This window comes from Cellulosimicrobium sp. I38E (assembly GCF_001647255.1).
GTDB classification, from domain to species: Bacteria; Actinomycetota; Actinomycetes; order Actinomycetales; family Cellulomonadaceae; genus Cellulosimicrobium; species Cellulosimicrobium cellulans_E.
Genome location: NZ_LUAZ01000025.1, coordinates 39,848 through 63,014, shown reverse-complemented (window position 1 = coordinate 63,014; position 23,167 = coordinate 39,848). Strand labels below are relative to the sequence as shown.

Here is a 23,167-nt window from a genome sequence, read left to right as displayed (position 1 = left end):
TGCCATGGTGGAGGGAGGAATGCACGTTGGAGCACTCACCGAGGGACCGCACCGGGCCGTACGCCGACCCGGACGTCGGCGACCCCACCCCCACAGATCCCGAGGAGTGGGCCACCGGCCGCCTCCTGTTCGCCGTCGCGCGCCGGATCGAGCGGGAGTGGAACGCCCACCTCGGGAAGTGGGACCTCAACCACGCGGGCTTCCCCGTGCTCATGCACCTGCTCGCCGGCCCGCGCTCGCAGCGCGTGCTCGCCGAGGAGTCGAGCGTGACCGAGCAGACGATGAGCCGGGTCGTGGCGAGGCTCGAGCGCTCCGGGTACGTGACGCGCACGGACGACCCCGCCGACCGGCGCCGCCGCGCCGTCGCGATCACCGCGGCCGGGCGCGACGCCGGGCTCGCCGCGGCGCGTCGCCGGCCCGCCGAGGACCTCGCGACGCGCGGGCTCGACGACGCGCAGGTCGTCGCGCTGCGCGAGGCCCTGCTCGCGCTCCTCAAGACGCTCCCCCGCTCACCCCAGGACGAGGGTTAGCCTGGGCCGATGGACCTGCTCGCGCTGCCCGGGATCACGGAGTACCACGAGGCCTGGGACCTCCAGCGCGCGGTGCACGACGACGTCGTCGCGGCCACCCGGCCGGACACCTTGATCCTCGTCGAGCACCCCTCCGTCTACACCGCCGGCCGCCGCACGCGCCGTGACGAGCGGCCCGACGACGGCACGCCCGTCGTGGACGTCGACCGCGGCGGGAAGATCACGTGGCACGGCCCGGGCCAGCAGGTCGCCTACCCGATCGTGCGGCTCGCCGAGCCGGTCGACGTCGTCGCGTACGTGCGCGCGCTGGAGGAGGCCGTCATGGGCGTGTGCGCGCGGCTCGGCCTCGTGACGATGCGCGTCGAGGGGCGCAGCGGGGTGTGGGTCGCGGCCGACGCGACGCGCCGCGAGCGCAAGGTCTGCGCGATCGGCGTGCGCGTCGCCAAGGGCGTGACGATGCACGGGCTCGCCCTCAACTGCGTCCCCGACCTCTCCCGCTTCGACCGGATCGTCCCCTGCGGCATCGAGGACGCCGACGTGACGTCGCTCACCGCCGAGCTCGGGCGCGAGGTCACGCTCGCCGAGGTCGCGCCGCTGCTCGTCGCCGCGCTGGAGGAATCGCTCGCGCCGCTGCTCGCCGCGACCGCGTCGGGTACCGCCCACCTCGCCGTCCCGCAGGACGCGCTCGCGGGCTAGGCTGGGTATTCCAGGGAATCCTCGCGCGCCGGAGTACGGGTGGGTCGGCGCGCGGTAGGACGTACCCCGAGGACCTGGACCGCATGACCACCACCCCCGCGCGCCCGACGTCGCGCGCCCGCACCACCTCACCCCTCCCTTCGTCACCCCGCCCCGACGCGCCGGCTCGCAGCGGCTACGCGCGCCTGCCGCAGCTCGCGGGGCGCGCATTCCTCCCCGTGGCGTTCCTCGCCCGGCTCCCGTTCTCGATGCTCACCATCGGGACCCTGCTCCTCGTGTCGTCGACGACGTCGTCCGTCGCGCTCGGCGGCCTCGCGTCGGCCGCGACCGCGCTCGGTACCGCCCTCGGCGGCCCGACCCAGGGGGCGCTCGCCGACCGCGTCGGTCAGCGCCGGGTCCTGCTCGTCGCCGTCCCCGTCGCGACGCTCGCCGTGCTCGGCCTCGTGCTCGCAGCCGCCGCGCCCGGCGCGACGGCGGCGGTCCTGGCCGCCGCGGCGGTGACCGGAGCGAGCGCACCGCAGGTCGGTCCGCTCGCGCGCGTGCGCTGGCTCCGGCTCGCCGCCGACGAGCCGCGCACCGTGGAGGCCGCGATGAGCTACGAGAGCACCGCCGACGAGGTGAGCTTCGTCCTCGGGCCCGCGCTCGTCGGGGTGCTCGCGTCGGCCGGCTCGCCCCAGGTCGCGGTCCTCGTCGCGGCGGCCGGCATCGCCGTCTTCGGCATCGCGTTCGCCCTCCACCCGACGGCGCGCGCGACCGGCTCCCGGACGACCACGGGGGCCCTCCCCGACGCCGGGCCGGGCGCCGGCGCGACGGGCGCGGGCGGTGTCCTCGCGCTCGTGCGGCGCGAGGCCGTCGTGCTCGTCGGGATGCTCGCGATGGGTCTCTTGTTCGGCGGGACCCAGGCCGCGCTCACGGCGTTGACCCGCGACACGGGCGTGCCCGGGAGCGCGGGCCTCGTCTACGCCGTGATGGGGGTGGGCTCAGCCGTCACGGCCCTGTCGGTCGTCGCGCTCCCCCGTCGCTGGGGCCTGCGCAGCCGGTGGATCACGTTCGCCGCCGGGCTCGTCGCGGGCACGATCGCGCTGGTCCTCGCAGCCGCGAGCGGCTCGCTGACGGCCGTCGTCGTCGCGGTCGCCGCGACCGGCCTGTTCGTCGGGCCCGTCATGGTCACGGTGTTCACCGTCGCCGGCGAGCGCGCGCCCGCCGGCCGGACGGCGTCGGCCATGACGCTCGTGGCGAGCGCGAACGTCGTCGGCGTCGCGATCGGCGCGTCGGGGGGCGGCGCGCTCGCCGACGCCGTCTCGACGACGACCGCCTTCTCGCTGCCCGTCGTCGCGGCGGTCCTGCTCGTCGTGACCGGGGTGTCGTTGACGTCACGTCCACAGGGTGAGCGACGCGCGGGAGACGACGAGCGCGAGCGCGTAGTCTGACCGGAGTCCGGCGTCGTACCAGGGCACGCGCACCCGAACGGTGCGCCGCCCGCCTGCCTGCTCGGCGCGACGTCGGCGCTCACTCGCCACGACGACCGGGAGACACCCGTGACGATCGCACCTGAAGGACGGCGCATGCTGCGGGTCGAGGCCCGCAACGCCGCGACGCCGATCGAGAAGAAGCCCGAGTGGATCAAGACCCGCGCGACGATGGGTCCTGAGTACTCCGAGCTCAAGGGCCTCGTGAAGCGCGAGGGCCTGCACACGGTCTGCGAGGAGGCGGGCTGTCCCAACATCTTCGAGTGCTGGGAGGACCGCGAGGCGACGTTCCTCATCGGCGGCGACCAGTGCACGCGGCGCTGCGACTTCTGCCAGATCGACACGGGCAAGCCGGCCGACTTCGACGCCGACGAGCCGCGTCGCGTCGCGGAGTCCGTCCAGGCGATGGGCCTGCGCTACTCGACGATCACGGGTGTCGCGCGTGACGACCTGCCCGACGGCGGCGCCTGGCTCTACGCGGAGACCGTCCGCCAGATCCACCAGCTCAACCCGGGCACGGGCGTCGAGCTGCTCATCCCCGACTTCAACGCGATCCCCGAGCTGCTCGACGAGGTGAACGCGTCGCGTCCCGAGGTGCTCGCGCACAACCTCGAGACCGTGCCGCGCATCTTCAAGCAGATCCGCCCCGGCTTCCGCTACGAGCGCTCGCTGTCCGTGCTCACCCGGGCGCGCGAGGCCGGCCTGGTGACCAAGTCGAACATCATCCTCGGCATGGGCGAGACGATCGACGAGGCCAAGGAGGCGCTGCAGGACCTGCACGACGCCGGCTGCGACCTCGTGACGATCACGCAGTACCTGCGCCCGTCGCTGCGCCACCACCCCGTGGACCGGTGGGTCAAGCCCGAGGAGTTCGTCGAGCTGTCGGACGCCGCGGAGGAGATCGGCTTCCTCGGGGTCATGTCCGGCCCGCTCGTGCGGTCGTCGTACCGCGCGGGTCGCCTGTGGGGCCAGGCCATGACGCGCCGCGGCATGGAGATCCCCCCGGCGCTCGCGCACCTCGCCGAGCCGACGACGTCCCGCCAGGAGGCCGCGAGCCTGCTGGCCCGCGCACCCCACTAGACTGACCCGCATGGCCCGCAAGAACTCGGACAGCACCGGCGCGCCCGCCGCCGGCGAGCAGGTCGCGAAGCAGAAGAAGCCCAAGAAGCAGCGCTGGTACCACCAGGTGTGGGCCGCGTACCAGATGACGCGCAAGCAGGACCCCGCGGTCACGTGGGTCATGCTCGGCGTGTTCGTCGGCATCCTCGCCGTCGCGCTGGGCATCGGCCTGTGGTGGGGCCAGTGGGTCTACACCCTGATCGTCGGCATCCCGTTCGCGGCGCTGGGCGCGATGTTCGTGCTCACGCGTCGCGCCGAGCGCGCCGCCTACCAGCAGATCGAGGGCCAGCCCGGCGCGGCCCGCGCCGCGCTCGGGACGATCCGCCGCGGCTGGACGTTCGACGAGGAGCCCGTCGCGATCGACCCGCGCACGCAGGACCTGGTGTTCCGCGGCGTCGGCCGGGCCGGCGTCGTGCTGGTGAGCGAGGGCCCGGCGCACCGCGCGAAGCGTCAGCTCGACGCCGAGCGCAAGCGCGTCGCGCGCGTGCTGCCGAACGTGCCGATCACGACGATCCAGGTCGGCGACGAGGAGGGCCAGGTCGCGCTCCCCAAGCTTCCCCGCGCGGTGCAGAAGCTCAAGCCGTCGCTCACCAAGCCGGAGACGGCCGAGGTGTCCAAGCGGCTGCGCGCCCTCGGCGTCTCGCGCCTGCCGATCCCCAAGGGCATCGACCCGACGCGTGCGCGCCCGGACCGCAAGGGCCTCAAGGGTCGCTGACCCCGACCTACTCCTGCTGCACGACGACGCCCGGCCGGGCGAGGATCGCTCCTCACCGGCCGGGCGTCGTCGTCCGGAGGACTCTGCGGCGGGACGCTGGTCGCGGACCAGCCGTGGTCGGACCAGCCTCAGGTGCGGACCAGGACGGTGCCGGCCGCACGGTCGTGGAGCCCGCGCCCGTCCGCGTCCCACACGACGGCGGGGATGACGAGGCACAGCAGCACCGTGCGCAGCAGACCGCGGCCGATGCCGACCATCCGCGCGGGCTCGGCCAGGCGGCGGACCCGCATCCCCATGACCCGGTGCCCGACCGTGAAGCCCAGCGTGCTCACGAGCAGGACGTTCTCGATCGCGAAGACCAGCGGCTGGGACCAGACCGGCAGCGCGGAGATGCCCTCGAAGAAGCCCGGCGCGGCAGGCCGGAAGAAGAGGAACGCGACGAGCGTCGCGAGCACCCAGTCGATGACGAGCGCCACGACGCGCCGTCCCAGGGTCGCGAGCGAACCCGGTCCGTCCGGCGGCAGACCGAGCCGCGCGCCGCGACCGTCCTGCTGACCGCCCGGAGTGCCCTCGAGCCACGAACCCATGTCCTCGCGTGAAACCACGGGACCAGGGTACGTGTCGTTAGGTGGACGGCCTCGACGGTTCGGGCGCGCGCGGCGGTATCGTGCCGAACGGCACACCGCCCGCCGGCGGCTGCCGCGTGCCCTCGTGTAGCACGAACGTCACACGGGGACGCGGGACGTAACACGACCGAAACAATGGGTACACGGCGGGGAAACCGCCTCGGCCTAGGTTCGTGGGCGCCACGTCAGCGGCAGGTTCGCCGCGCAGCCCGACGGCACCACCCGATCAAGGAGCAACGGATGTTCAACAACGCGGAGGAGGCAATCGCCTTCACGCGGAACGAGGGCGTCGAGTTCGTCGACGTCCGGTTCTGCGACCTGCCCGGCATCATGCAGCACTTCAACATCCCCGTCTCGCAGTTCGACGAGAAGGCGTTCGAGGACGGCCTGATGTTCGACGGGTCGTCGATCCGCGGCTTCCAGGCGATCCACGAGTCGGACATGAAGCTCGTGCCGGACGTCAAGACCGCGTTCGTGGACCCGTTCCGCAAGCGCAAGACGCTGGTCGTGAACTTCTCGATCGTCGACCCGTTCACGGGTGAGCCGTACTCGCGCGACCCGCGCAACATCGCGGCCAAGGCCGAGGCGTACCTGCGCTCCACCGGCATCGCCGACACCGCGTTCTTCGCGCCCGAGGCCGAGTTCTACCTCTTCGACGAGGCCCGCTTCGCGACGAACCAGCACTCGAGCTTCTACTACCTCGACTCGATCGAGGCCGCGTGGAACACGGGCCGCGAGGAGGAGGGTGGCAACCTCGCGTACAAGACGCGCTACAAGGGCGGCTACTTCCCCGTCTCCCCGTCCGACCGCTTCGCGGACCTCCGCGACGACATGTGCGCGACGCTGGAGCAGGTCGGCCTCGAGGTCGAGCGTGCGCACCACGAGGTGGGCACCGCGGGCCAGCAGGAGATCAACTACCGCTTCAACACGCTGCTGCACGCGGCCGACGACCTGATGAAGTTCAAGTACGTCATCCGCAACGAGGCGTTCGAGGCCGGCAAGTCCGTCACGTTCATGCCGAAGCCGATCTTCGGCGACAACGGCTCGGGCATGCACTCGCACCAGTCCCTCTGGAAGGACGGCAAGCCGCTGTTCTTCGACGAGAAGGGCTACGGCGGTCTCTCCGACCTCGCGCGCTGGTACATCGGCGGCCTGCTCAAGCACGCCCCGTCGCTGCTCGCGTTCACGAACCCGTCGGTGAACTCCTACCACCGCCTGGTCCCGGGCTACGAGGCCCCGGTCAACCTGGTCTACTCGGCCCGCAACCGCTCCGCGTGCATCCGCATCCCGGTGACCGGCTCGTCCGCCGCCGCGAAGCGCGTCGAGTTCCGCGTGCCGGACCCGTCGGCCAACCCGTACCTCGCGTTCGCCGCGCAGCTCCTCGCCGGCATCGACGGCATCAAGAACCGCATCGAGCCGCCGGAGCCGATCGACAAGGACCTCTACGAGCTGCCGCCCGAGGAGCACGCGCAGATCCAGCAGGTCCCCGGCTCGCTCGCCGAGGCGCTCGACAACCTCGAGGCCGACCACGAGTTCCTCACGCAGGGCGACGTGTTCACGCCGGACCTCATCCAGACGTGGATCGACTACAAGCGCACCAACGAGATCGACCCGATCCGCCTGCGCCCGCACCCCCACGAGTTCGAGCTCTACTACGACATCTGATCGGTCACGCCGACAGGTCTCACGGCGGCCCGCCACCCTCCCGGTGGTGGGCCGCCGTCGTCTCTCTCGCCGATTCTGCTGATCCCTTGCCCCGACCGTGAACCACTCGCTAGGTTTGTGAGCGGCGGTAACGATGCCGCCACGAGAGCAGGGGGATTCATGAGCACACGCTTCCGGCGCGCCCTCACGGCCGTCGCGTCCGCGCTGGTGTCGACCGTCGTGGCGGCGTCGCTCGCCACTCCGGCGAGTGCGACCGTGACCACCGCGAGCGCCGCCGCGTGCGCCGCAACGTGGTCGGCCACGACGGCGTACTCGGGCGGCCAGACGGCGTCGCACCACGGGCGGAACTGGGCGGCCCGCTGGTGGACCCAGCGAGAGACGCCCGGCTCGACGAGCGTCTGGGTGGACGCGGGCCAGTGCGACGGGGGCGGGGACGACTTCGTCGTGAGCCGTGCGGAGTTCGACGCGATCTTCCCGAACCGGCACCCGTTCTACACGTACGACGGGTTCGTCGACGCGCTGGGTGCCTACCCGGCGTTCGCGAGCACGGGCACGCCCGAGACGCGGACGCGCGAGGTCGCCGCGTTCCTCACCCACGCGGACTTCGAGTCGGTCGGGCTGCGGTACGTGAAGGAGATCAACGAGGCCAACTACTGGATCAAGTGTGACGACTCCCAGCCGTTCGGCTGCCCCGCCGGCCGGACGGCGTACTACGGTCGCGGGCCCATCATGTTCAGCTGGAACTTCAACTACAAGGCCGCGGGTGACGCGCTCGGGATCGACCTGCTGAACGACCCGTGGCTCGTCGAGGAGGACCCGTCCGTCGCCTGGCAGACGGCGCTCTGGTACTGGAACACGCAGAACGGGCCCGGGGTGATGACGTCGCACCAGGCGATGGTCTCGGGCGCCGGGTTCGGCCAGACGATCAACTCGCTCAACGGTGCGCTCGAGTGCGACGGCGGCAACCCGACGTCCGTGCAGTCGCGGGTGGACCGGTACGTGCGCATCACCGAGGTCCTGGGCGTGGCCCCGGGCTCGGGCCTGTACTGCTGACCGGGCTGTCCCGCGTGCAGCGAGGCGGGTGCGGTGCGCGCAGGGGGCGCACCGCACCCGCCTGTCAGCCTGCGGCACGAACCGCGGCGGTCTCCGTCGCGGCGGCGGGCACGTGGGCCGTCGGCAGCCCGGAGCCCGGGCGGAACCCGGCGTACTGCTCGGCCGCGGCCCGGGCGCACTCGTCCTGGTAGACGGGCCCTCCGCCGAGGTACACCGCCATCTCCGCGCGCTTGCCGGGGACGTTGCCGCCGACGAACCAGGCCCCGGCCTTCCTGCCCTCCTCGTACATGACGGTGGCCCGCCCCGCGCGCTCGGTCTCCTCGTACCACCACTCCTCGGCCTCACGCGTCGCCTCGAGCTGCGCGACGCGGTTCTCCCGCGCGTACGCGATTGCGCGCTGGAGCCACTGCGCACCGCGCTGGACCGGCACCGTGAGGTTGGACAGCGGCGTCTGCGGGCCGAGCGACAGGAAGAAGTTGGGGAACCCGTGGACGGAGATCCCCAGGTAGGTCCGCAAGCCGTCCCGCTCCCACCGCTCGCGCAGCGTGATGCCCTCGCGCCCGACGACGTCGAACGCGGTGAGCGCCCCGGTCATGGCGTCGAACCCGGTCGCGAGCACGAGCACGTCGAGCTCGTGCTCGACCTCCTCCGCACCGTCCACAGAGCCGCCCACGACGACGCCGCGGGGCGTCACCCGCGTGATCGGGGTCGCGAGGACGTCGACGAGCTCGACGTTCTCCCGGTTGTACGCGGCGTAGTAGCCGTGCCCGGTGGGCGGGCGCTTGCCCATGAACGTGTAGGTGGACGGGCTGAGCGCCTCGGCCGTCCGCGGGTCGGTGACGATCTCCCGGATCTTGCCGCGGAGGAACTCGGACGCGAGCGCGCTCGCCTCGGGGCTCGAGACGAGGTCGGTGAAGCACTCGTTGGCGAAGCGGAAACCGCCCGCCTCCCAGCGCGACTCGAACACCCGGCGGCGCTCGTCGTCGTCCACCTCGAGCGCGGACCGCGTCGGGATCTCCATCGGCACACCGAAGGGGTGCTGGGCCGCGCGCTCGAAGACGGCGTCGTAGTCCGCACGCAGCGCGGCGAGCTCCTCCGGGGTGACCGCGGGGCTGGTCGTCTCCAGGACGTAGTTCGGGGTGCGCTGGAAGACGGTGACGTGGGCTGCCTGGGCGGCGAGCTCGGGAAGCATCTGGATCCCCGAGGCGCCGACGCCGACCAGTCCGACGCGCTTGCCGGACAGGTCCACACCCTCGTGCGGCCACCTCGCCGAGTGGTACGCCGGCCCGGCGAAGGTGTCCAGATCGGGGAGGTCCGGGTACAGGGGGCGCGAGAGCAGGCCCGTCGCCGAGACGAGGTAGGTAGCGCGCAGCGTCGAGCCGTCGGCGAGCGTGAGGGTCCACAGATTCGTGGCGTCCGAGTGCTCGGCGCGCTCGACGGTCGCGCCCAGCCGGATGTCGCGCCGCAGGTCGAGCCGGTCGGCGACGAACTCGAGGTAGGCACGGATCTCCTCGCCCCGGGGGTACCGCTCGCTCCAGTCCCACTCGTCCCGCACCTCGCGGGAGAACGAGAACGCGTACGCGAGGTACTCCGAGTCGGTGCGCACGCCCGGGTACCGGTTGGCCCACCACGTCCCGCCGACTCCCCCGGCGCCGTCGACCACGAGGACGGAGAGCCCGACCTCCCGGAGATGGTGGAGCATCGCCAGCCCCGAGAAGCCCGCCCCGATCACGATCGCGTCGTAGGTCCCGCCGCCGCTCGCCACATCGTTCATGCACCGCTCCCCTGTCTCAGGTCCGTCCGGACGCCGCAGGGGCGGACGGCCCGTGCGACGCGGTATACCGTCCCACGCACAGGGGCTTCCTGCCACGGCGGGCAGGCGCTCCCGCGGGGCCGGTCAGAACGGCCAGACGAGCGGGACGTAGAGGACGGCCGCGGCGAGGAACACCACCGCGAGGGGCAGGCCGAGGCGCCAGTAGTCGCCGAACCGGTAGCCGCCCGGCTGGAGGACCATGAGGTTGACCGGCGTGGCGATCGGGGTGAGGAACGCCGCGGCGCCCGCGACCGTCAGCGCCATCATGAACGGCTGCACGCTCACCCCGAGCGTCTGCGCGAACGACACCGCGACCGGGGCCATCACGAGGACCGTCGCGACGTTCGAGATGAACTGGCCGAGCACGAGCGTGAGCACGCACACGACGAGGAGCGCGAGGTACGGGGAGCCGCCGCCCGTGACCCTGAGCACGACGTCCGCGATCGCGTCGGCCGCACCGGAGGAGACGAACGCCGCGGACAGCGGGATGAGGGCCGCGATGAGCACGACGGTGTCCCACGAGATCGCGCGGAACGACTGCGGCACGGTGACGACGCGCAGCAGCACGAGGGCGCCCGCCGCGAGCAGACCCGCGATGACGGGCGGCACCACCCCGGTCGCGAGCAGCACGATCGTCGCGACCAGCACCCCGAGGCAGCGCCGCCAACCGCGCCCGAGCGGGACGCCGCGCTGGAGGCTCTTCGAGGAGTCGACGGCGATGACGTCGGGCGACTGCGTGTAGCGGTGGAGCGCGTCCCAGGGCCCGCGCACGAGCACGGCGTCGCCGGGCTGGAGGATCATCGGGCCGGACGGGGCCTCGGTGTCCGGCCCGGTCGAGCTGCCGTCGCCACGGCGGATGGCGAGCACGACCAGGCCTTCGTCCCGGGTCGTCATGCCGGGGCTCACCCAGCGCCCCACGAGCGTCGAGCGTGGCGCGATGAGCACCTCGACGACCCCGGTGCCGCCCGTGAACAGGCGCCCGGTGTCGAGCTCGGCGGGGTAGCTCTCGCGCCACGAGCGCACCCGCTCGCGCGGGTCGGTGGCCGTGTCGGCGAGGTGCTCGGGGACGCGCTCCGGCAGCAGCCGGTCGCCGAGCGTCACGACGAGCACGGCCGTGGCGAGGACGAGCGGGATCCCCACCAGCGCGAACTCGAAGTAGCCGAACTCCTGACCACCCGCCTCCGCGGCCGCCTCGGAGACGATGATGTTCACGGGCGTCCCGGTCAGCGTGAGGAGCGAGCCGGCGCCCGCGGCGAACGCGAGCGGGATGAGCATGCGCGAGGGTACGATGCCGGCCCGCGCGGCCGCCACGACCGCGACCGGGAGGAGCGCCGCGACGGCGCCGTTGATGCTGATGACGGCCGCGAGCAGGGCGGCGACCCCGACCATCAGCGCGAGCAGCCCGGCGCGGCCGAGGGACGCGCGCCGCTCGAGCCACTGCCCGATCCACGCGGTGATCCCGGTGGAGTCCAGCGCGTCGCTGAGCACGAACAGGGTCGCGATGAACAGCACGATCGGGTCGCTGAACCCGCCCAGCGCCTCGTCGAGCGTGAGCACCCCGGTCGCCCACAGGGAGACGGGCACGAAGAGCGCGACGACCACGAGCGGCAGCCGGTTGGTCATGAAGCCCACGACCGCCAGCGCCAAGATGACGAAGGTCGCGACCAGCGGATCGATCATGGGCACCCCCTGGGACGTCAGGATGCCACACGTCGCCCTGTCCGGGAGGTCGGCGGAATAGGGGGCGCGCCGGTGCGTTGTCGATGACCATGACGACTCTCGGGATCATCGGCGCAGGCAACATCGGCTCACAGGTCGCACGGGCGGCCATCGCCCACGGCTACGACGTGGTCATCGCGAACTCGCGGGACCCCCGGACGCTGGACGACCTCGTCGCCGAGCTCGGCCCTCGGGCGCGGGCGGCGACGGCGGAGGAGGCGGCGCGGGACGCGGACGTCGCGCTCGTCGCGGTGCCCTTCGGGGCGTACCGCGACGTCCCCGTCGAGCCGCTCGACGGCAAGATCGTCCTCGACGCGAACAACTACTACTGGGAGCGCGACGGGCACGTCGAGGCGCTCGACCGGGGCGAGGCCACGTCGTCAGGCCTGCTCCAGGAGCACCTGGCCGGGTCGAAGGTGGCCAAGGCGTTCAACCACATCCGGTCGACGGACATCACGACCGACGGGACCCCCGCGGGCACCCCCGGACGCCGCGCGCTCGCGACCGCGAGCGACTTCCCCGAGGCCGCCGCGTGGGTCGTGCGGTTCTACGACGAGCTCGGGTTCGACGCCGTCGACACGAGCCCGCTCGCGGAGTCGTGGCGCGTCGAGCGCGACCGCCCGGCGTACGTCGCGCGCCAGGACGCCGGCGAGCTGCGTCAGAACCTCGCCCGCGCGCCCCGCACGATCTGACCCGGTCCCGGGGCGGGCGCGTCAGGCGTGCTCGCCCCGGGCCACGAGGCCCGCGCCCACGATCAGCAGCACGAGGAGCGCGAGCACGAGGCCGAGGAGCGCGAACGCGCGGGCCGGTCGGAGCGGGCCCTCCACGAGGCGCGCGGAGCGCCGACAGCCGACGCCGGCCAGGCCCCACAGGGCCGCAGCCCCCAGGGGCTCGGGGCGCTGCCACACGACGGTCAGCACCACCGCGAACGCGGCGAGCGCCCAGGCGATCCACCCCGCCCAGCGCATGCGCGCGCCGTAGAACGACCCGGCGTCCCGACGGCTGCGCCCCGGCGCCGCGCGGCGGTCGCCCGCATCACCGAGCACGCGCGGCTCGCGTCGCTCGAGCAGTCCCGGGACGGGTGGCTCGTCGCGCCGGACCACGGTCAGTCCTCGCCGTAGAAGACGCGCTCCATGACGGTCCGGGCGCGGCGCGCGGTGCGCAGGAAGTGCTCCTCGAGCTCGGCGCCCGTGTCGACGTCCGGGAGGTCGAGCACGCGCGCGAGACCGTTGAGCGCGAACCGGTCGTGCGGCAGCACGTCGACGGTCGTCCCGGTCGTCCGGCCCGACCACAGCACGAGCGCACTCCGCAGCCGGGACGCGAGGTGCCACGCCTCGCCGAGCACCGCGGCGTCGTCCGCGTCGACGAGACCCGCGGCCACGGCGGCCTCGAGCGCGTCCACGGTCGACGTCGTCCGCAGCCCGGCCACGTCGCGGGCGTGCTGGAGCTGGAGGAGCTGGACGGTCCACTCGACGTCGGACACTCCCCCGCGGCCGAGCTTGAGGTGGCGCGACGCCTCGACGCCGCGCGGGAGCCGCTCGGACTCGACGCGCGCCTTGATGCGCCGCACCTCGCGCACCTCCGCGAGGTCGAGCCCGCCCTGCGGGTAGCGCCGGCCGTCGACGACGCGGGTGAACGCCTCGCCGAGACCGTCGAGGTCGCCCGCGACCGGGCGCGCGCGCAGGAGCGCCTGCGCCTCCCAGACGCTCGACCACCGCTCGTAGTACTCGGTGTACGACGCGAGCGAGCGCACGAGCGGGCCGTTGCGCCCCTCGGGCCGCAGGTCGGCGTCGACCGGGAGCGCGGGCTCCGGGCCGACGGCGGACAGGAGCTGGCGCAGCCGGGTCGCCACCGCGAGCGCGTACGCCTGGGCGTCGGCGCCCTCGGTGCCCGGCGCCGGGTCGTGCACGAACATCACGTCGGCGTCCGAGCCGTAGCCCATCTCGCGCCCGCCGAGGCGACCCATCGCGACGACGAGGAGGCGCGCGGGGGCGGATCCGGGGTCCTGGGCGTCGTACCCGAGCTCGCCGCGTGCGACGAACTCCGCGATCCGGAGCGCGCCCGCGAGCACGACGTCCGCGGCGTCGGAGATGCTCCGGGCCGCGTCGACCGCGTCGACGACGCCCAGCAGCTCGGCGGCACCGGTGCGCGCGAGCTCACGGCGGCGCACCGCGCGCAGGCTCACGGTCGCGGGCTCGACCTCGTCGGCGCGCGTGAGGATGGCGTCGGTCTCGGCCGTGAGCCGTTCGATCCCGCGCGGCGCGAGGTCGGCGTCTGCCGCGAGCCAGCGGACCGACTCGGGCGACCGGCCGAGCGCGTCGGCCATGTAGCGCGAGTTCGAGAGCAGGTGCGCGAGCCGCTGCGCCGCGGAGCCGGAGTCGCGCAGCAGCTTGAGGTACCAGTGCGTCGCGCCGAGCGTCTCGGAGAGGGTTCGGAACGCGAGCAGGCCCGCGTCGGGGTCGGCGCCCTCGGCGAACCAGCCGAGCATGACGGGCAGGAGCTGGCGCTGGATCGCCGCGCGCCGGCTCACGCCCTCGGTGAGCGCGGTGACGTGGCGCATCGCGCCCGCGGGGTCGCGGTAGCCGATCGCCGCGAAGCGGGCCTTCGCCGCCTCCGGCGCGAGGCTCACCTCGTCCGGGGAGAGCTGCGCGACGGCGGGCAGGAGCGGGCGGTAGAAGATCTCCTCGTGCAGGCCGCGCACCTCGCGGCGCGTCGCCCGCCACCGCTCGGTGAGCCCGTCGGCGCCCTCGGCGCGCATCCCGAGCGACCGCGCAAGACGGCGCAGCTCGTCCTCGGCGGTCGGCACGAGGTGGGTGCGCCGGAGCCGGAAGAGCTGGATGCGGTGCTCGAGCGACCGCAGGAACCGGTAGCAGACCCCGAGCCGGGCCGCGTGCTCGCGGCCCACGTACCCGGCCGCGGCGAGCTCGGCGAGCGCCGTGAGCGTCCCGCGGCTGCGGATCGACTCGTCCGCGCGCCCGTGCACGAGCTGGAGGAGCTGGACGGTGAACTCGACGTCGCGCAGGCCGCCCTTGCCGAGCTTGAGCTGGCGGTCGGCCTCCGCCGCGGGCACGTGGTCCTCGACGCGCCGACGCATCGCCTGCGAGTCCTCGACGAAGTTCTCGCGGCCCGCCGCGGACCACACGAACGGGGCGATCGCCTCCTCGTACGCGCGGCCCAGGTCCCGGTCCCCGGCGACCGTGCGCGCCTTGAGGAGCGCCTGGAACTCCCAGGTCTTGGCCCAGCGCTCGTAGTACGCGACGTGGCTCGCGAGGGTGCGCACGAGCGGGCCCTGCTTGCCCTCGGGGCGCAGCGCGGCATCGACCTGCCACAGCGCGGGCTCCCCCGACGTGCCCCAGCACACGCGCGCCAGGCCGGTCGCGAGCCGCGCACCCACGCTGGTCGCGTACGCCTCGTCGTACGCCTCGGCGTACGCCTCGACGGGCTCCACGACGTAGATGACGTCGACGTCGGAGATGTAGTTGAGCTCGCGCGCTCCGCACTTGCCCATCCCGATGACGGCGAGCCGCACGCCCGCGCCGTGGTCGTCGAGCTCGGCGCGGGCGATCGCGAGGGCGCCCTCGAGCGCGGCGGCAGCGAGGTCAGCGAGCGCCGCCCCGACAGCGGGCATGCGGGTCAGGGGGTCGGTCACCGTGAGGTCGGTCGCGGCGATGCGCAGGATCCGCTCGCGGTAGGCGCGGCGCAGCGCGTCCACGCGCTCCGGCCCGGCCTGGTCGGCGACCGGCACGGCGGCCTCGGGGTCGGCGCCGACGGCGCGCAGCAGCTCGGCCCGGACGGCGCGCACGTCGACGCCGGTCCCCGGGGTCGGGTCGGCGACGACGTCGAGCAGCGCGGGCCGGCGCACGACGTCGTCACCGAGCGCGACCGAGGCGCCGAGCACCGCCAGCAGGCGGTCGCGCGCCTCGCCGGGCCGCAGGGCGCGCCGCGCGACGTCCGCGAGCGGGCCGCGCGCCTCGACGTCGGGGCGCAGCGCGCCCGCGAGCCGCACGACCTGGAGCAGCGCGAGGTCGGGGTCGGCCGCCGCCCCGAAGGCGGCGAGGAGCTCGTCGTCGACGACGGACGCCGGCTCCACGCCCTCCGGAGCGTCCGCTCCCGGGCCCCGCCCGCCGTCGAGCAGGAGCGCGAGGTCCGGGTCCGCGAGCAGGCTCGCCGAGCGCGAGATGTCGGCGAAGCCGACGCGCGCGAGCCGACCGGTGAGCGTCGGCCGGCGGGAGCCGCCGGACCGACCGGACGTCGTCGTGGGCCCGCTCACAGGACCTGGAGGAACCGCTTCAGCTCGAACGGCGTGACCTGCGCGCGGTAGCCGTCCCACTCCTGGCGCTTGTTGCGCAGCACGAAGTCGAAGACGTGCTCGCCGAGGGTCTCGGCCACGAGCTCCGACTTCTCCATGACCGCGATCGCCTCGTCGAGCGACTGCGGGAGCGGCTTGATGCCCAGGGCTCGACGCTCGGCGTCGGTGAGCTCCCAGACGTCGTCCTCGGTGGCCTCGGGGAGCTCGTAGCCCTCCTCGATGCCCTTGAGGCCCGCGGCGAGCATGACGGCGAACGCGAGGTACGGGTTCGTGGCCGAGTCGAGCGCGCGGTACTCGACGCGGCTCGAGTTGCCCTTGCCCGGCTTGTACATCGGCACGCGCACGAGCGCCGAGCGGTTGTTGTGGCCCCAGCACACGTAGCTCGGCGCCTCGGCGCCGCCCCACAGGCGCTTGTACGAGTTCACGTACTGGTTGGTGATCGCCGTGATCTCCGCGGCGTGCACCAGCAGTCCCGCGATGAACTGGCGCGCCGTCTTGGACAGCTCGAACTGGGCACCCGGCTCGTGGAACGCGTTGCGGTCGCCCTCGAAGAGCGACAGGTGCGTGTGCATGCCCGAGCCCGGCTGGTCGGCCATCGGCTTGGGCATGAACGAGGCGAACACGCCCTGCTCCAGCGCGACCTCCTTGACGACCGTGCGGAACGTCATGAGGTTGTCGGCCGTGGTCAGCGCATCCGCGTAGCGCAGGTCGATCTCGTTCTGGCCCGGTCCCGCCTCGTGGTGGGAGAACTCGACCGAGATGCCCATGGACTCGAGCATCGTGATCGCGGCGCGGCGGAAGTCGTGCGTCGATCCCCGGGCGAGGTGGTCGAAGTACCCGCCCTGGTCGACGGGCACGAGGCCGTGCTCGGCGTCGGCGGGCTGGTTGAACAGGTAGAACTCGACCTCGGGGTGCGTGTAGAACGTGAACCCCTTGTCGCTCGCCTTGGCGAGGGCGCGCTTGAGCACGTTGCGGCTGTCCGCGAGGGACGGCTCGCCGTCGGGCGTGAGGATGTCGCAGAACATGCGCGCGGTGCCGTGCCGCTCGCCGCGCCACGGGAGCACCTGGAACGTGGTCGGGTCCGGCTTGGCGATCATGTCGGCCTCGTACACGCGCGTGAGGCCCTCGATCGAGCTGCCGTCGAACCCGATGCCCTCGGCGAACGCCGACTCGAGCTCCGCCGGCGCGATCGCCACCGACTTGAGCATGCCGAGCACGTCGGTGAACCAGAGCCGGATGAAGCGGATGTCGCGCTCCTCGACCGTGCGGAGCACGAACTCCTGCTGCCTGTCCATGCGGTACATCCTGCCTGATCCGTGTGACGAACGGGTGACACGGCCGTGTGGCGGACGTCGCGCGTCGGGACGGCCCCCTGGAACGGCCGCGCGGCCCCGCTCGTCTAGGCTGGCGGCATGGCTGATCTGCGCGTCGCGCTGGCACAGGTCGACACGTGCGTGGGGGACCTCGACGGCAACGCCGCCCTCGTCCTCGAGCGCACCCGGGAGGCGGCGACGGCGGGCGCGCAGCTCGTCGCGTTCCCGGAGATGACCCTCACCGGCTACCCGATCGAGGACCTCGCCCTGCGCGCGTCGTTCCGCCGCGCGGCGTGGGACGCCGCCGCGGACATCGCGGCGCGCCTCGCCGCCGACGGCCTGGGCGGGATCACCGTGGTGCTCGGCACCGTCGGGACCTCCGGATCCCCGCGCGGCGCGGGCGCGGCGGAGCGCGAGGCCTCGGGCTCGCCCGCGGACCTGCCGACGAACCGCGCGGTCGTGCTGCGCGACGGCGTCGTGCAGGCCGCGTACGACAAGCACCACCTGCCCAATTACGGCGTGTTCGACGAGTTCCGCATCTTCGCGCCGGGCGAGACCACGACCGTCGTCGAGGTCGAGGGCCGCCGGGTCGGTATCGCGATCTGCGAGGACATCTGGCAGGACGGCGGCCCGGTCGCCGAGATGGCGACGCTCGACGAGGCGGGGAACGGGCTCGACCTGCTGCTCGTGCTCAACGGCTCCCCGTACGAGGAGGGCAAGGGCCACGTGCGCACCGACCTCGCGGCGCGCCGCGCGCGCGAGGTGAGCGCCCCGGTCGCGTACGTGAACCTCGTGGGCGGGCAGGACGACCTCGTGTTCGACGGCGGCTCGTTCGTCACCGACGCCGCGGGCGCCGTCGTCGCGACCTCGCCGCAGTTCGTCGAGGACCTGCTCGTGTGGGAGCTGCCGTCCGACGGCGCCCCCCGCGGGCCGCGCGCCCCCGAGCTGCACCCCGACGAGGAGGTGTACCGGGCCTGCGTCACCGGCCTGGCCGGCTACGTCCGCAAGAACGGCTTCCGCTCCGTCCTCCTCGGCGTCTCGGGCGGGATCGACTCCGCCCTCACCGCGGCGATCGCCGCCGACGCGATCGGCGGCGAGAACGTCGTGGGCGTCTCGATGCCGTCGCAGTACTCGTCCGACCACAGCAAGGACGACGCCGCGGACCTCGCCAAGCGGCTCGGCGCCGACTACCGCGTCCAGCCCATCGCGCCGATGGTCGAGGCGTTCCAGGGCGAGCTCGCGCTCGAGGGCGTCGCGGAGGAGAACCTCCAGGCGCGGGTGCGCGGCGTGATTCTCATGGCGATCTCCAACCGCGAGGGCCACCTCGTCATCGCTCCCGGCAACAAGTCCGAGCTCTCGACCGGGTACGCGACGATCTACGACGCCGGCAGCATCGGCGGCTTCGCCCCCCTCAAGGACGTCGACAAGTCGCGCGTCTGGCAGCTCGCGCGCTGGCGCAACAACCAGGCGGTCGACCGGGGCGAGATCCCGCCGATCCCCGAGTCGTCCATCACCAAGCCGCCGTCGGCGGAGCTGCGCCCGGGCCAGACCGACCAGGACTCGCTGCCGCCCTACGACCTCCTCGACGAGGTGCTCGACGCCTACATCGAGCACGCCGAGGGCCGCGCCGAGCTGCTCGCTCGCGGGTTCGACCCCGAGGTCGTCGACAAGGTGGTCACCCTCGTCGACCGCGCCGAGTGGAAGCGCCGGCAGTACCCGCCGGGCCCCAAGGTCACCGCCCTCGCGTTCGGCCGCGACCGCCGCCTGCCCATCACCAACCGCTGGCGCGAGCCGATCGACTGACGGCGCCGGCCACCCCGCGCGCCGTCCGCCCCGTACCCCGCACCCAGAAAGGCCGTCATGTCTGCTCACACCGCCCCCGAGCCCGCCACGACCGGGGGCACGGGACCGCGCCGCGTCCGCGTGCACCACCTCGCCGAGGCGAAGGCGCGCGGCGAGAAGATCACGATGCTCACGGCGTACGACGCGGTGACCGCGCGCATCTTCGACGACGCCGGGATCGACATGCTGCTGGTCGGCGACTCGATCGGCAACACGATGCACGGGCACGCGACGACCCTGCCCGTCACGGTCGACGACCTGATCCCCCCGGCCCGCGCCGTCGCACGCGCCGCGCGCCGCGCGTTCACGGTCGTCGACCTGCCGTTCGGCTCGTACGAGGCGAACGCGGAGCAGGCGCTCGCCACGGGCGTGCGGTTCCTCAAGGAGACCGGCGTGAACGCCGTCAAGCTCGAGGGCGGGCGCCGCATCGCCGCGCAGATCCGCGCGCTCACCGACGCCGGCATCCCCGTGGTGGGCCACCTCGGCTTCACGCCCCAGTCCGAGAACGCGCTCGGCGGGCCTCGCGTCCAGGGCCGGGGCGACGACGCGGCGGAGCGCCTCAGCGAGGACGCCCTCGCCGTGGCCGAGGCGGGCGCCGTCGCCGTCGTTCTCGAGATGGTGCCGGTCGAGGTCGCGGCGCGGATCACCGAGATCCTGCGCATCCCCACGATCGGGATCGGCGCGGGCGCCGCGTGCGACGGCCAGGTGCTCGTCTGGACGGACATGGCCGGCATGACCGACTGGTCACCCCGCTTCGCCAAGCGGTACGCCGAGATCGGCGCCGCGCTCGGCCAGGCGGCCGCCGACTACGCCGCCGACGTGCGGGGCGGAACCTTCCCCGACGACGCGCACAGCTTCGCGCGCTGACCTCCGGGCCCGCCACGGGGCGGCGGGACGGCGGCGACACGGCAGCGCTCAGCCGACGTCCGCGCCGCCGTCGGCCACCCACGCCGTGAGGCCCGCAGCGAGGGCGTCGGCGTAGCGCTGGCGCCCCTCCTCGGACTCCATGACCGCAGCCTCGTCGGGGTTGCGCATCTCCCCCAGCTCGAGCATGACCGCGGGTCGCTCGGCGTGGTTGAGGGTCGCGAGGTCGGCGCGCCGCTGGATCGGGCCGTCGTCCGCGACGACCGAGGACGACGGCGCGAACCCGGCCGCGGTCAATGCCGCCACGAGCTCGTGCGCGAGCGCGACGCTCGGCTCCCCCTGGGCGTCGACGACGGGCGGGTCCGAGACGATCGCGAAGAACCCGTGCGCGCTCCGGTCCTCCGTGCCGTTGGCGTGGATCGAGACGAGGACGTCCGCGTCGTTCTCCTGGGGGAAGCGGCCCCGCGCGTCGACGCACGGCCCCACGCCCGCGTCGTCGGGGCGCGTGAGCACGACGACGGCGCCGAGCTCGGTGAGCCCCTCCGCGAGGCGGCTGCCCACGTCCCAGGTGAACGCGTGCTCGGCGTAGCCCGCGTCCGTCGACGCGCCCACCGTGTTGCACGCCTTGGTGTCGCCCCGCCCGTCGGGGACGGGCGCGTTGACCGTGAGGGGGTTCGCCCCGTTGCCGCCGTTGTGCCCGGGGTCGACGGCGACGGTGACGCCCGCGAGCGGGGGCGGCGGCCCGGTCTCCGTGACCGCCGGCTCCGGCGAGGCGGTCGTCGGCTCCGGCTCGGGGGCCGAGGCGACCGCGTCGCCCGAGGGGGCGAGCGTCGTCGGGCCACCCCCGGACCCGGCGCGGACCTGCAGCGCGACGAGGAACGTCAGCGCGCCGACGGCGAGCCCGGCGAGGAGCAGGCCGAGGCGGCCCGACCAGACGCGTCGCGGGCCGGGTGGAGGGGCGTGGGTCACTCGCCGCGCTCGCGGCGGTCTTCCTCGTCCCAGGCGTCCGACCGCTCGCGCGCGGTCTCCAGCGCCTTCTGCGCGGCCTCGCGGGTCGGGTACGGGCCCATGCGGTGCGACCACGAGCCGCTCGGGCCGCGATGCACCTCGCCCGTGCGGGTGTCGAAGTAGTACTCGTCCTCGGCCGCGGGCTCGCCGTCGTCGGTGAAGCGTGATCCGGTGCTCATGACCCGATCCTCCCCCATCTCGGCCCGCCCGGCCGTCCACGACCCCGCACGTTCGTAGACTGGCCGTCATGAGCCCCACGCCGTCCCCGACCTCGCCCGACGCCGTCGCTCCCCCACCCGCGGGACGCCGCGGCCCGCTCGTGCCCGGGGTCGTCGGACCGCCGCGCGCCGTGCCGGCGTCCATCGAGCGTCCCGAGTACGTCGGCCGGCCCGGCCCGCGGCCGTTCACCGGGAGCGAGGTCAACGACACGGAGACGATCGAGCGCATCCGCGCCGCGTCGCGGGTCGCCGCGCAGGCGCTCGTGGAGGTCGGGCGGCACGTCGCGCCAGGCGTGACGACCGACGAGCTCGACCGCATCGGGCACGAGTTCCTCCTCGACCACGGCGCGTACCCGTCGACCCTGGGCTACCGCGGGTTCCCCAAGTCGCTGTGCACGTCCCTCAACGAGGTCGTGTGCCACGGGATCCCCGACTCGACCGTGCTCGTCGAGGGCGACATCGTCAACGTCGACATCACGGCGTACGTCGGTGGCGTGCACGGCGACACCAACGCGACGTTCACGGTCGGCGAGGTCGACGAGGAGTCCGCGCTCCTCGTCGAGCGCACGCGCGAGGCCCTCGCCCGCGGCATCAAGGCCGTCGCCCCCGGCCGCCAGATCAACGTGGTCGGGCGCGTCATCGAGCGCTACGCCGCCCGGTTCGGGTATGGGGTCGTGCGCGAGTACACGGGGCACGGCGTCGGACGGGCGTTCCACTCGGGGCTCGTCGTGCCGCACTACGACGCCGCGCCCGACCACGCGACCGTCATCGAGACCGGGATGGTCTTCACCATCGAGCCCATGCTCACGCTCGGCACGTCCGAGTGGCGGATGTGGGACGACGGGTGGACGGTAGTCACCGCGGACGCCTCGCGGACCGCGCAGTTCGAGCACACGCTGCTGGTGACCGACGACGGAGCGGAGATCCTCACACTGCCATGAACGCTCACCAGGACTCTCACGCCGCGCCCGCGGCGCAGACCGACCGCCCCCGCACCGCGTTCGGCATCGACGTCGGCGGCAGCGGCATCAAGGGCGCTCCCGTCGACCTCGCGACCGGCGAGTTCGCGCAGGAGCGCCACCGGATCCCGACGCCGCAGCCCTCGACGCCGCAGGCCGTCGCCGAGGTGATCGCCGAGCTCGTGGGCGAGTACGACCTCCCGCCGGACGTGCCGATCGGCGTCGCGTTCCCCGCGCCGCTCCAGCACGGCGTCGTGCGGTTCATCGCCAACCTCGACCAGTCGTGGACCGGCGTCGACCTGCCCGCGCTCGTCGCGCGCGAGACCGGGCGCCACGTCGTCGCGGTCAACGACGCCGACGCCGCCGGGATCGGCGAGGTCCGGTACGGCGCCGCGCGCGAGGCGGACGGGGTCGTGCTCGTCGCGACGCTCGGCACGGGGATCGGCAGCGCGATCGTCGTCGACGGCCACCTGCTCCCGAACACCGAGCTCGGGCACCTCGAGATCGACGGGTACGACGCCGAGACGCGCGCGTCCGACGCCGCCCGGGACCGCGAGGACCTCGACTGGGCGCAGTGGGCCGAGCGGCTCCAGCGCTACTTCGGTGTCGTGGAGGACCTGTTCTCGCCCGACCTCATCGTCGTGGGCGGCGGCGTGAGCAAGAAGCACGAGCACTTCCTGCCGCTGCTGCACCTGCGGGCGCCGATCGTCCCGGCCCGGCTCCGCAACGCGGCCGGCATCGTGGGCGCGGCGTCGCTGGCGGCGGACGCGCGCTGACCGGCGCGGGCGCGCCGGGTGGCCGCCCCGCCGTCGGGCCGCGACGGGAGTTCAGCTCGTGGTGACCTCGTGCCGCTCGGTGCCGAAGATGTCGATGACGCCGAGCATCTCGAGGACGTCCGTGACGACCGTCGGCGGGTTGCGCAGCGTCACGGACAGCCCCTCCTCGGAGCCGATCGTGTAGAACTGCACGAGGAACGCGATGCCCGTGGAGTCCATGAACGTCACCTTGGACGTGTCGATCACCACGGGGACGTCCCGTTCGAGCGCGTTCGCGAGCGCGGCGCTCGCCTCGCTGCGGAGGGCGACGTCGATCTCGCCCCACATGTCCACGACGCTCGCCTCGGGCTCCTCGAGCAGCCGGATGCCGCCCGTTCCCGCTTCGACGTCGCTCCGCTCCAGCTCCTGCACCAACACTGCCCCGCCCTTCGTCCTGCCCCTGCCTCGCCCACCCCGACGAGTACGCGCCACCT

At 73.7% G+C, this 23,167-nt stretch carries 21 protein-coding genes; 12 read left to right on the top strand and 9 right to left on the bottom strand.

The genetic code is table 11. The features are described 5' to 3' along the window. The first annotated feature begins 26 nt into the window (after positions 1-26). From A0J59_RS21555 to A0J59_RS09205, 5 genes are all read left to right on the top strand, one after another. On the top strand, positions 27-530 hold the full coding sequence (locus A0J59_RS21555) for a MarR family winged helix-turn-helix transcriptional regulator (protein ID WP_255365108.1): 504 nt from the start codon (positions 27-29) through the stop codon (positions 528-530). Positions 531-539: 9 nt separating this feature from the next. Further along, entirely contained in the window at positions 540-1,226 is a 687-nt protein-coding gene (gene lipB / locus A0J59_RS21550) for a lipoyl(octanoyl) transferase LipB (protein WP_047233937.1), read from the top strand. Positions 1,227-1,309: 83 nt separating this feature from the next. Further along, a complete protein-coding gene (locus tag A0J59_RS09215; protein ID WP_047233938.1) occupies positions 1,310-2,656 on the top strand; it encodes an MFS transporter in 1,347 nt (448 codons plus the stop codon). Between the two features lie 108 nt (positions 2,657-2,764). Then, positions 2,765-3,775 (top strand): lipoyl synthase, encoded by a 1,011-nt coding sequence (gene lipA / locus A0J59_RS09210; RefSeq protein WP_047233939.1) that lies wholly within the window; start codon positions 2,765-2,767, stop codon positions 3,773-3,775. Positions 3,776-3,785: 10 nt separating this feature from the next. Continuing rightward, positions 3,786-4,529, top strand: a complete 744-nt coding sequence (locus A0J59_RS09205; RefSeq protein ID WP_047233940.1) for a DUF4191 domain-containing protein — start codon at positions 3,786-3,788, stop codon at positions 4,527-4,529. Positions 4,530-4,657: 128 nt separating this feature from the next. Here the strand turns inward: A0J59_RS09205 and A0J59_RS09200 are convergent, their stop codons facing one another. After that, positions 4,658-5,134 carry an RDD family protein gene (locus A0J59_RS09200; RefSeq protein ID WP_047233941.1) on the bottom strand — a complete coding sequence of 159 codons (477 nt, stop codon included), beginning with the start codon at positions 5,132-5,134 and terminating at the stop codon, positions 4,658-4,660. Positions 5,135-5,395: 261 nt separating this feature from the next. On the opposite strand from A0J59_RS09200, the gene glnA (A0J59_RS09195) reads away from it, so the two are divergent. Together glnA (A0J59_RS09195) and A0J59_RS09190 are read left to right on the top strand one after the other, a co-directional pair. After that, on the top strand, positions 5,396-6,820 hold the full coding sequence (gene glnA, locus A0J59_RS09195; RefSeq protein WP_047233942.1) for a type I glutamate--ammonia ligase: 1,425 nt from the start codon (positions 5,396-5,398) through the stop codon (positions 6,818-6,820). 159 nt (positions 6,821-6,979) lie between these two features. Further along, complete coding sequence (locus tag A0J59_RS09190; protein ID WP_064315909.1) at positions 6,980-7,873, top strand: glycoside hydrolase family 19 protein; 894 nt, start codon at positions 6,980-6,982, stop codon at positions 7,871-7,873. Between the two features lie 64 nt (positions 7,874-7,937). Here the strand turns inward: A0J59_RS09190 and A0J59_RS09185 are convergent, their stop codons facing one another. Further along, positions 7,938-9,647 (bottom strand): NAD(P)/FAD-dependent oxidoreductase, encoded by a 1,710-nt coding sequence (locus A0J59_RS09185; protein WP_064315908.1) that lies wholly within the window; start codon positions 9,645-9,647, stop codon positions 7,938-7,940. Between the two features lie 123 nt (positions 9,648-9,770). Next, a complete protein-coding gene (locus A0J59_RS09180) occupies positions 9,771-11,366 on the bottom strand; it encodes an SLC13 family permease (protein ID WP_255365106.1) in 1,596 nt (531 codons plus the stop codon). Between the two features lie 89 nt (positions 11,367-11,455). Between A0J59_RS09180 and A0J59_RS09175 the strand changes: the two genes are divergently transcribed. Then, a complete protein-coding gene (locus A0J59_RS09175) occupies positions 11,456-12,097 on the top strand; it encodes an NADPH-dependent F420 reductase (protein WP_053371358.1) in 642 nt (213 codons plus the stop codon). A 21-nt stretch (positions 12,098-12,118) separates the two neighbouring features. Here A0J59_RS09175 and A0J59_RS09170 read toward each other — a convergent pair whose 3' ends face one another. Genes A0J59_RS09170 through glnA (A0J59_RS09160) form a run of 3 tightly spaced genes read right to left on the bottom strand, consistent with a single transcriptional unit; the run spans position 12,119 to position 17,009 of the window. Continuing rightward, positions 12,119-12,508, bottom strand: a complete 390-nt coding sequence (locus tag A0J59_RS09170) for a hypothetical protein (RefSeq protein ID WP_064315907.1) — start codon at positions 12,506-12,508, stop codon at positions 12,119-12,121. A gap of 2 nt (positions 12,509-12,510) precedes the next feature. Next, complete coding sequence (locus A0J59_RS09165) at positions 12,511-15,675, bottom strand: bifunctional [glutamine synthetase] adenylyltransferase/[glutamine synthetase]-adenylyl-L-tyrosine phosphorylase (protein WP_064315906.1); 3,165 nt, start codon at positions 15,673-15,675, stop codon at positions 12,511-12,513. Then, a complete protein-coding gene (gene glnA / locus A0J59_RS09160; RefSeq protein ID WP_047233945.1) occupies positions 15,672-17,009 on the bottom strand; it encodes a type I glutamate--ammonia ligase in 1,338 nt (445 codons plus the stop codon). Before glnA (A0J59_RS09160) ends, A0J59_RS09165 begins: the two co-directional genes overlap by 4 nt. Positions 17,010-17,126: 117 nt before the next feature. Here glnA (A0J59_RS09160) and A0J59_RS09155 point away from each other — a divergent pair, with 117 nt between their 5' ends. Both A0J59_RS09155 and panB read left to right on the top strand, forming a co-directional pair. After that, complete coding sequence (locus tag A0J59_RS09155) at positions 17,127-18,830, top strand: NAD+ synthase (protein WP_064315905.1); 1,704 nt, start codon at positions 17,127-17,129, stop codon at positions 18,828-18,830. 57 nt (positions 18,831-18,887) lie between these two features. Beyond that, positions 18,888-19,736: a 3-methyl-2-oxobutanoate hydroxymethyltransferase gene (gene panB / locus A0J59_RS09150; RefSeq protein WP_064315904.1), complete on the top strand. Its 849-nt coding sequence runs from the start codon at positions 18,888-18,890 to the stop codon at positions 19,734-19,736. Between the two features lie 48 nt (positions 19,737-19,784). Here the strand turns inward: panB and A0J59_RS09145 are convergent, their stop codons facing one another. Further along, positions 19,785-20,702: an N-acetylmuramoyl-L-alanine amidase gene (locus tag A0J59_RS09145; protein WP_064315903.1), complete on the bottom strand. Its 918-nt coding sequence runs from the start codon at positions 20,700-20,702 to the stop codon at positions 19,785-19,787. Continuing rightward, positions 20,699-20,920, bottom strand: a complete 222-nt coding sequence (locus A0J59_RS09140) for a hypothetical protein (RefSeq protein WP_047233948.1) — start codon at positions 20,918-20,920, stop codon at positions 20,699-20,701. Before A0J59_RS09140 ends, A0J59_RS09145 begins: the two co-directional genes overlap by 4 nt. Positions 20,921-20,988: 68 nt before the next feature. Between A0J59_RS09140 and map the strand changes: the two genes are divergently transcribed. Together map and ppgK are read left to right on the top strand one after the other, a co-directional pair. After that, complete coding sequence (gene map, locus A0J59_RS09135) at positions 20,989-21,900, top strand: type I methionyl aminopeptidase (protein WP_082141412.1); 912 nt, start codon at positions 20,989-20,991, stop codon at positions 21,898-21,900. Further along, entirely contained in the window at positions 21,897-22,694 is a 798-nt protein-coding gene (gene ppgK, locus A0J59_RS09130) for a polyphosphate--glucose phosphotransferase (RefSeq protein WP_053371225.1), read from the top strand. The genes map and ppgK overlap by 4 nt, the downstream gene beginning before the upstream one ends. Before the next feature lie 51 nt (positions 22,695-22,745). Here the strand turns inward: ppgK and A0J59_RS09125 are convergent, their stop codons facing one another. Beyond that, a complete protein-coding gene (locus A0J59_RS09125) occupies positions 22,746-23,105 on the bottom strand; it encodes an STAS domain-containing protein (RefSeq protein WP_255365104.1) in 360 nt (119 codons plus the stop codon). Between the last annotated feature and the right edge of the window lie 62 nt (positions 23,106-23,167).

Excerpts from the sequence above, each read along its gene's own strand:
- lipB (WP_047233937.1), top strand. The coding sequence starts at position 540 with ATGGACCTGCTCGCGCTGCCCGGGATCACGGAGTACCACGAGGCCTGG.
- A0J59_RS09215 (WP_047233938.1), top strand. The coding sequence starts at position 1,310 with ATGACCACCACCCCCGCGCGCCCGACGTCGCGCGCCCGCACCACCTCA.
- A0J59_RS09205 (WP_047233940.1), top strand. The coding sequence starts at position 3,786 with ATGGCCCGCAAGAACTCGGACAGCACCGGCGCGCCCGCCGCCGGCGAG.
- glnA (WP_047233942.1), top strand. The coding sequence starts at position 5,396 with ATGTTCAACAACGCGGAGGAGGCAATCGCCTTCACGCGGAACGAGGGC.
- A0J59_RS09190 (WP_064315909.1), top strand. The coding sequence starts at position 6,980 with ATGAGCACACGCTTCCGGCGCGCCCTCACGGCCGTCGCGTCCGCGCTG.
- A0J59_RS09185 (WP_064315908.1), bottom strand. The coding sequence starts at position 9,647 with ATGAACGATGTGGCGAGCGGCGGCGGGACCTACGACGCGATCGTGATC.
- A0J59_RS09180 (WP_255365106.1), bottom strand. The coding sequence starts at position 11,366 with ATGATCGATCCGCTGGTCGCGACCTTCGTCATCTTGGCGCTGGCGGTC.
- A0J59_RS09175 (WP_053371358.1), top strand. The coding sequence starts at position 11,456 with ATGACGACTCTCGGGATCATCGGCGCAGGCAACATCGGCTCACAGGTC.
- glnA (WP_047233945.1), bottom strand. The coding sequence starts at position 17,009 with ATGGACAGGCAGCAGGAGTTCGTGCTCCGCACGGTCGAGGAGCGCGAC.
- A0J59_RS09155 (WP_064315905.1), top strand. The coding sequence starts at position 17,127 with ATGGCTGATCTGCGCGTCGCGCTGGCACAGGTCGACACGTGCGTGGGG.
- panB (WP_064315904.1), top strand. The coding sequence starts at position 18,888 with ATGTCTGCTCACACCGCCCCCGAGCCCGCCACGACCGGGGGCACGGGA.
- A0J59_RS09140 (WP_047233948.1), bottom strand. The coding sequence starts at position 20,920 with ATGAGCACCGGATCACGCTTCACCGACGACGGCGAGCCCGCGGCCGAG.
- map (WP_082141412.1), top strand. The coding sequence starts at position 20,989 with ATGAGCCCCACGCCGTCCCCGACCTCGCCCGACGCCGTCGCTCCCCCA.
- ppgK (WP_053371225.1), top strand. The coding sequence starts at position 21,897 with ATGAACGCTCACCAGGACTCTCACGCCGCGCCCGCGGCGCAGACCGAC.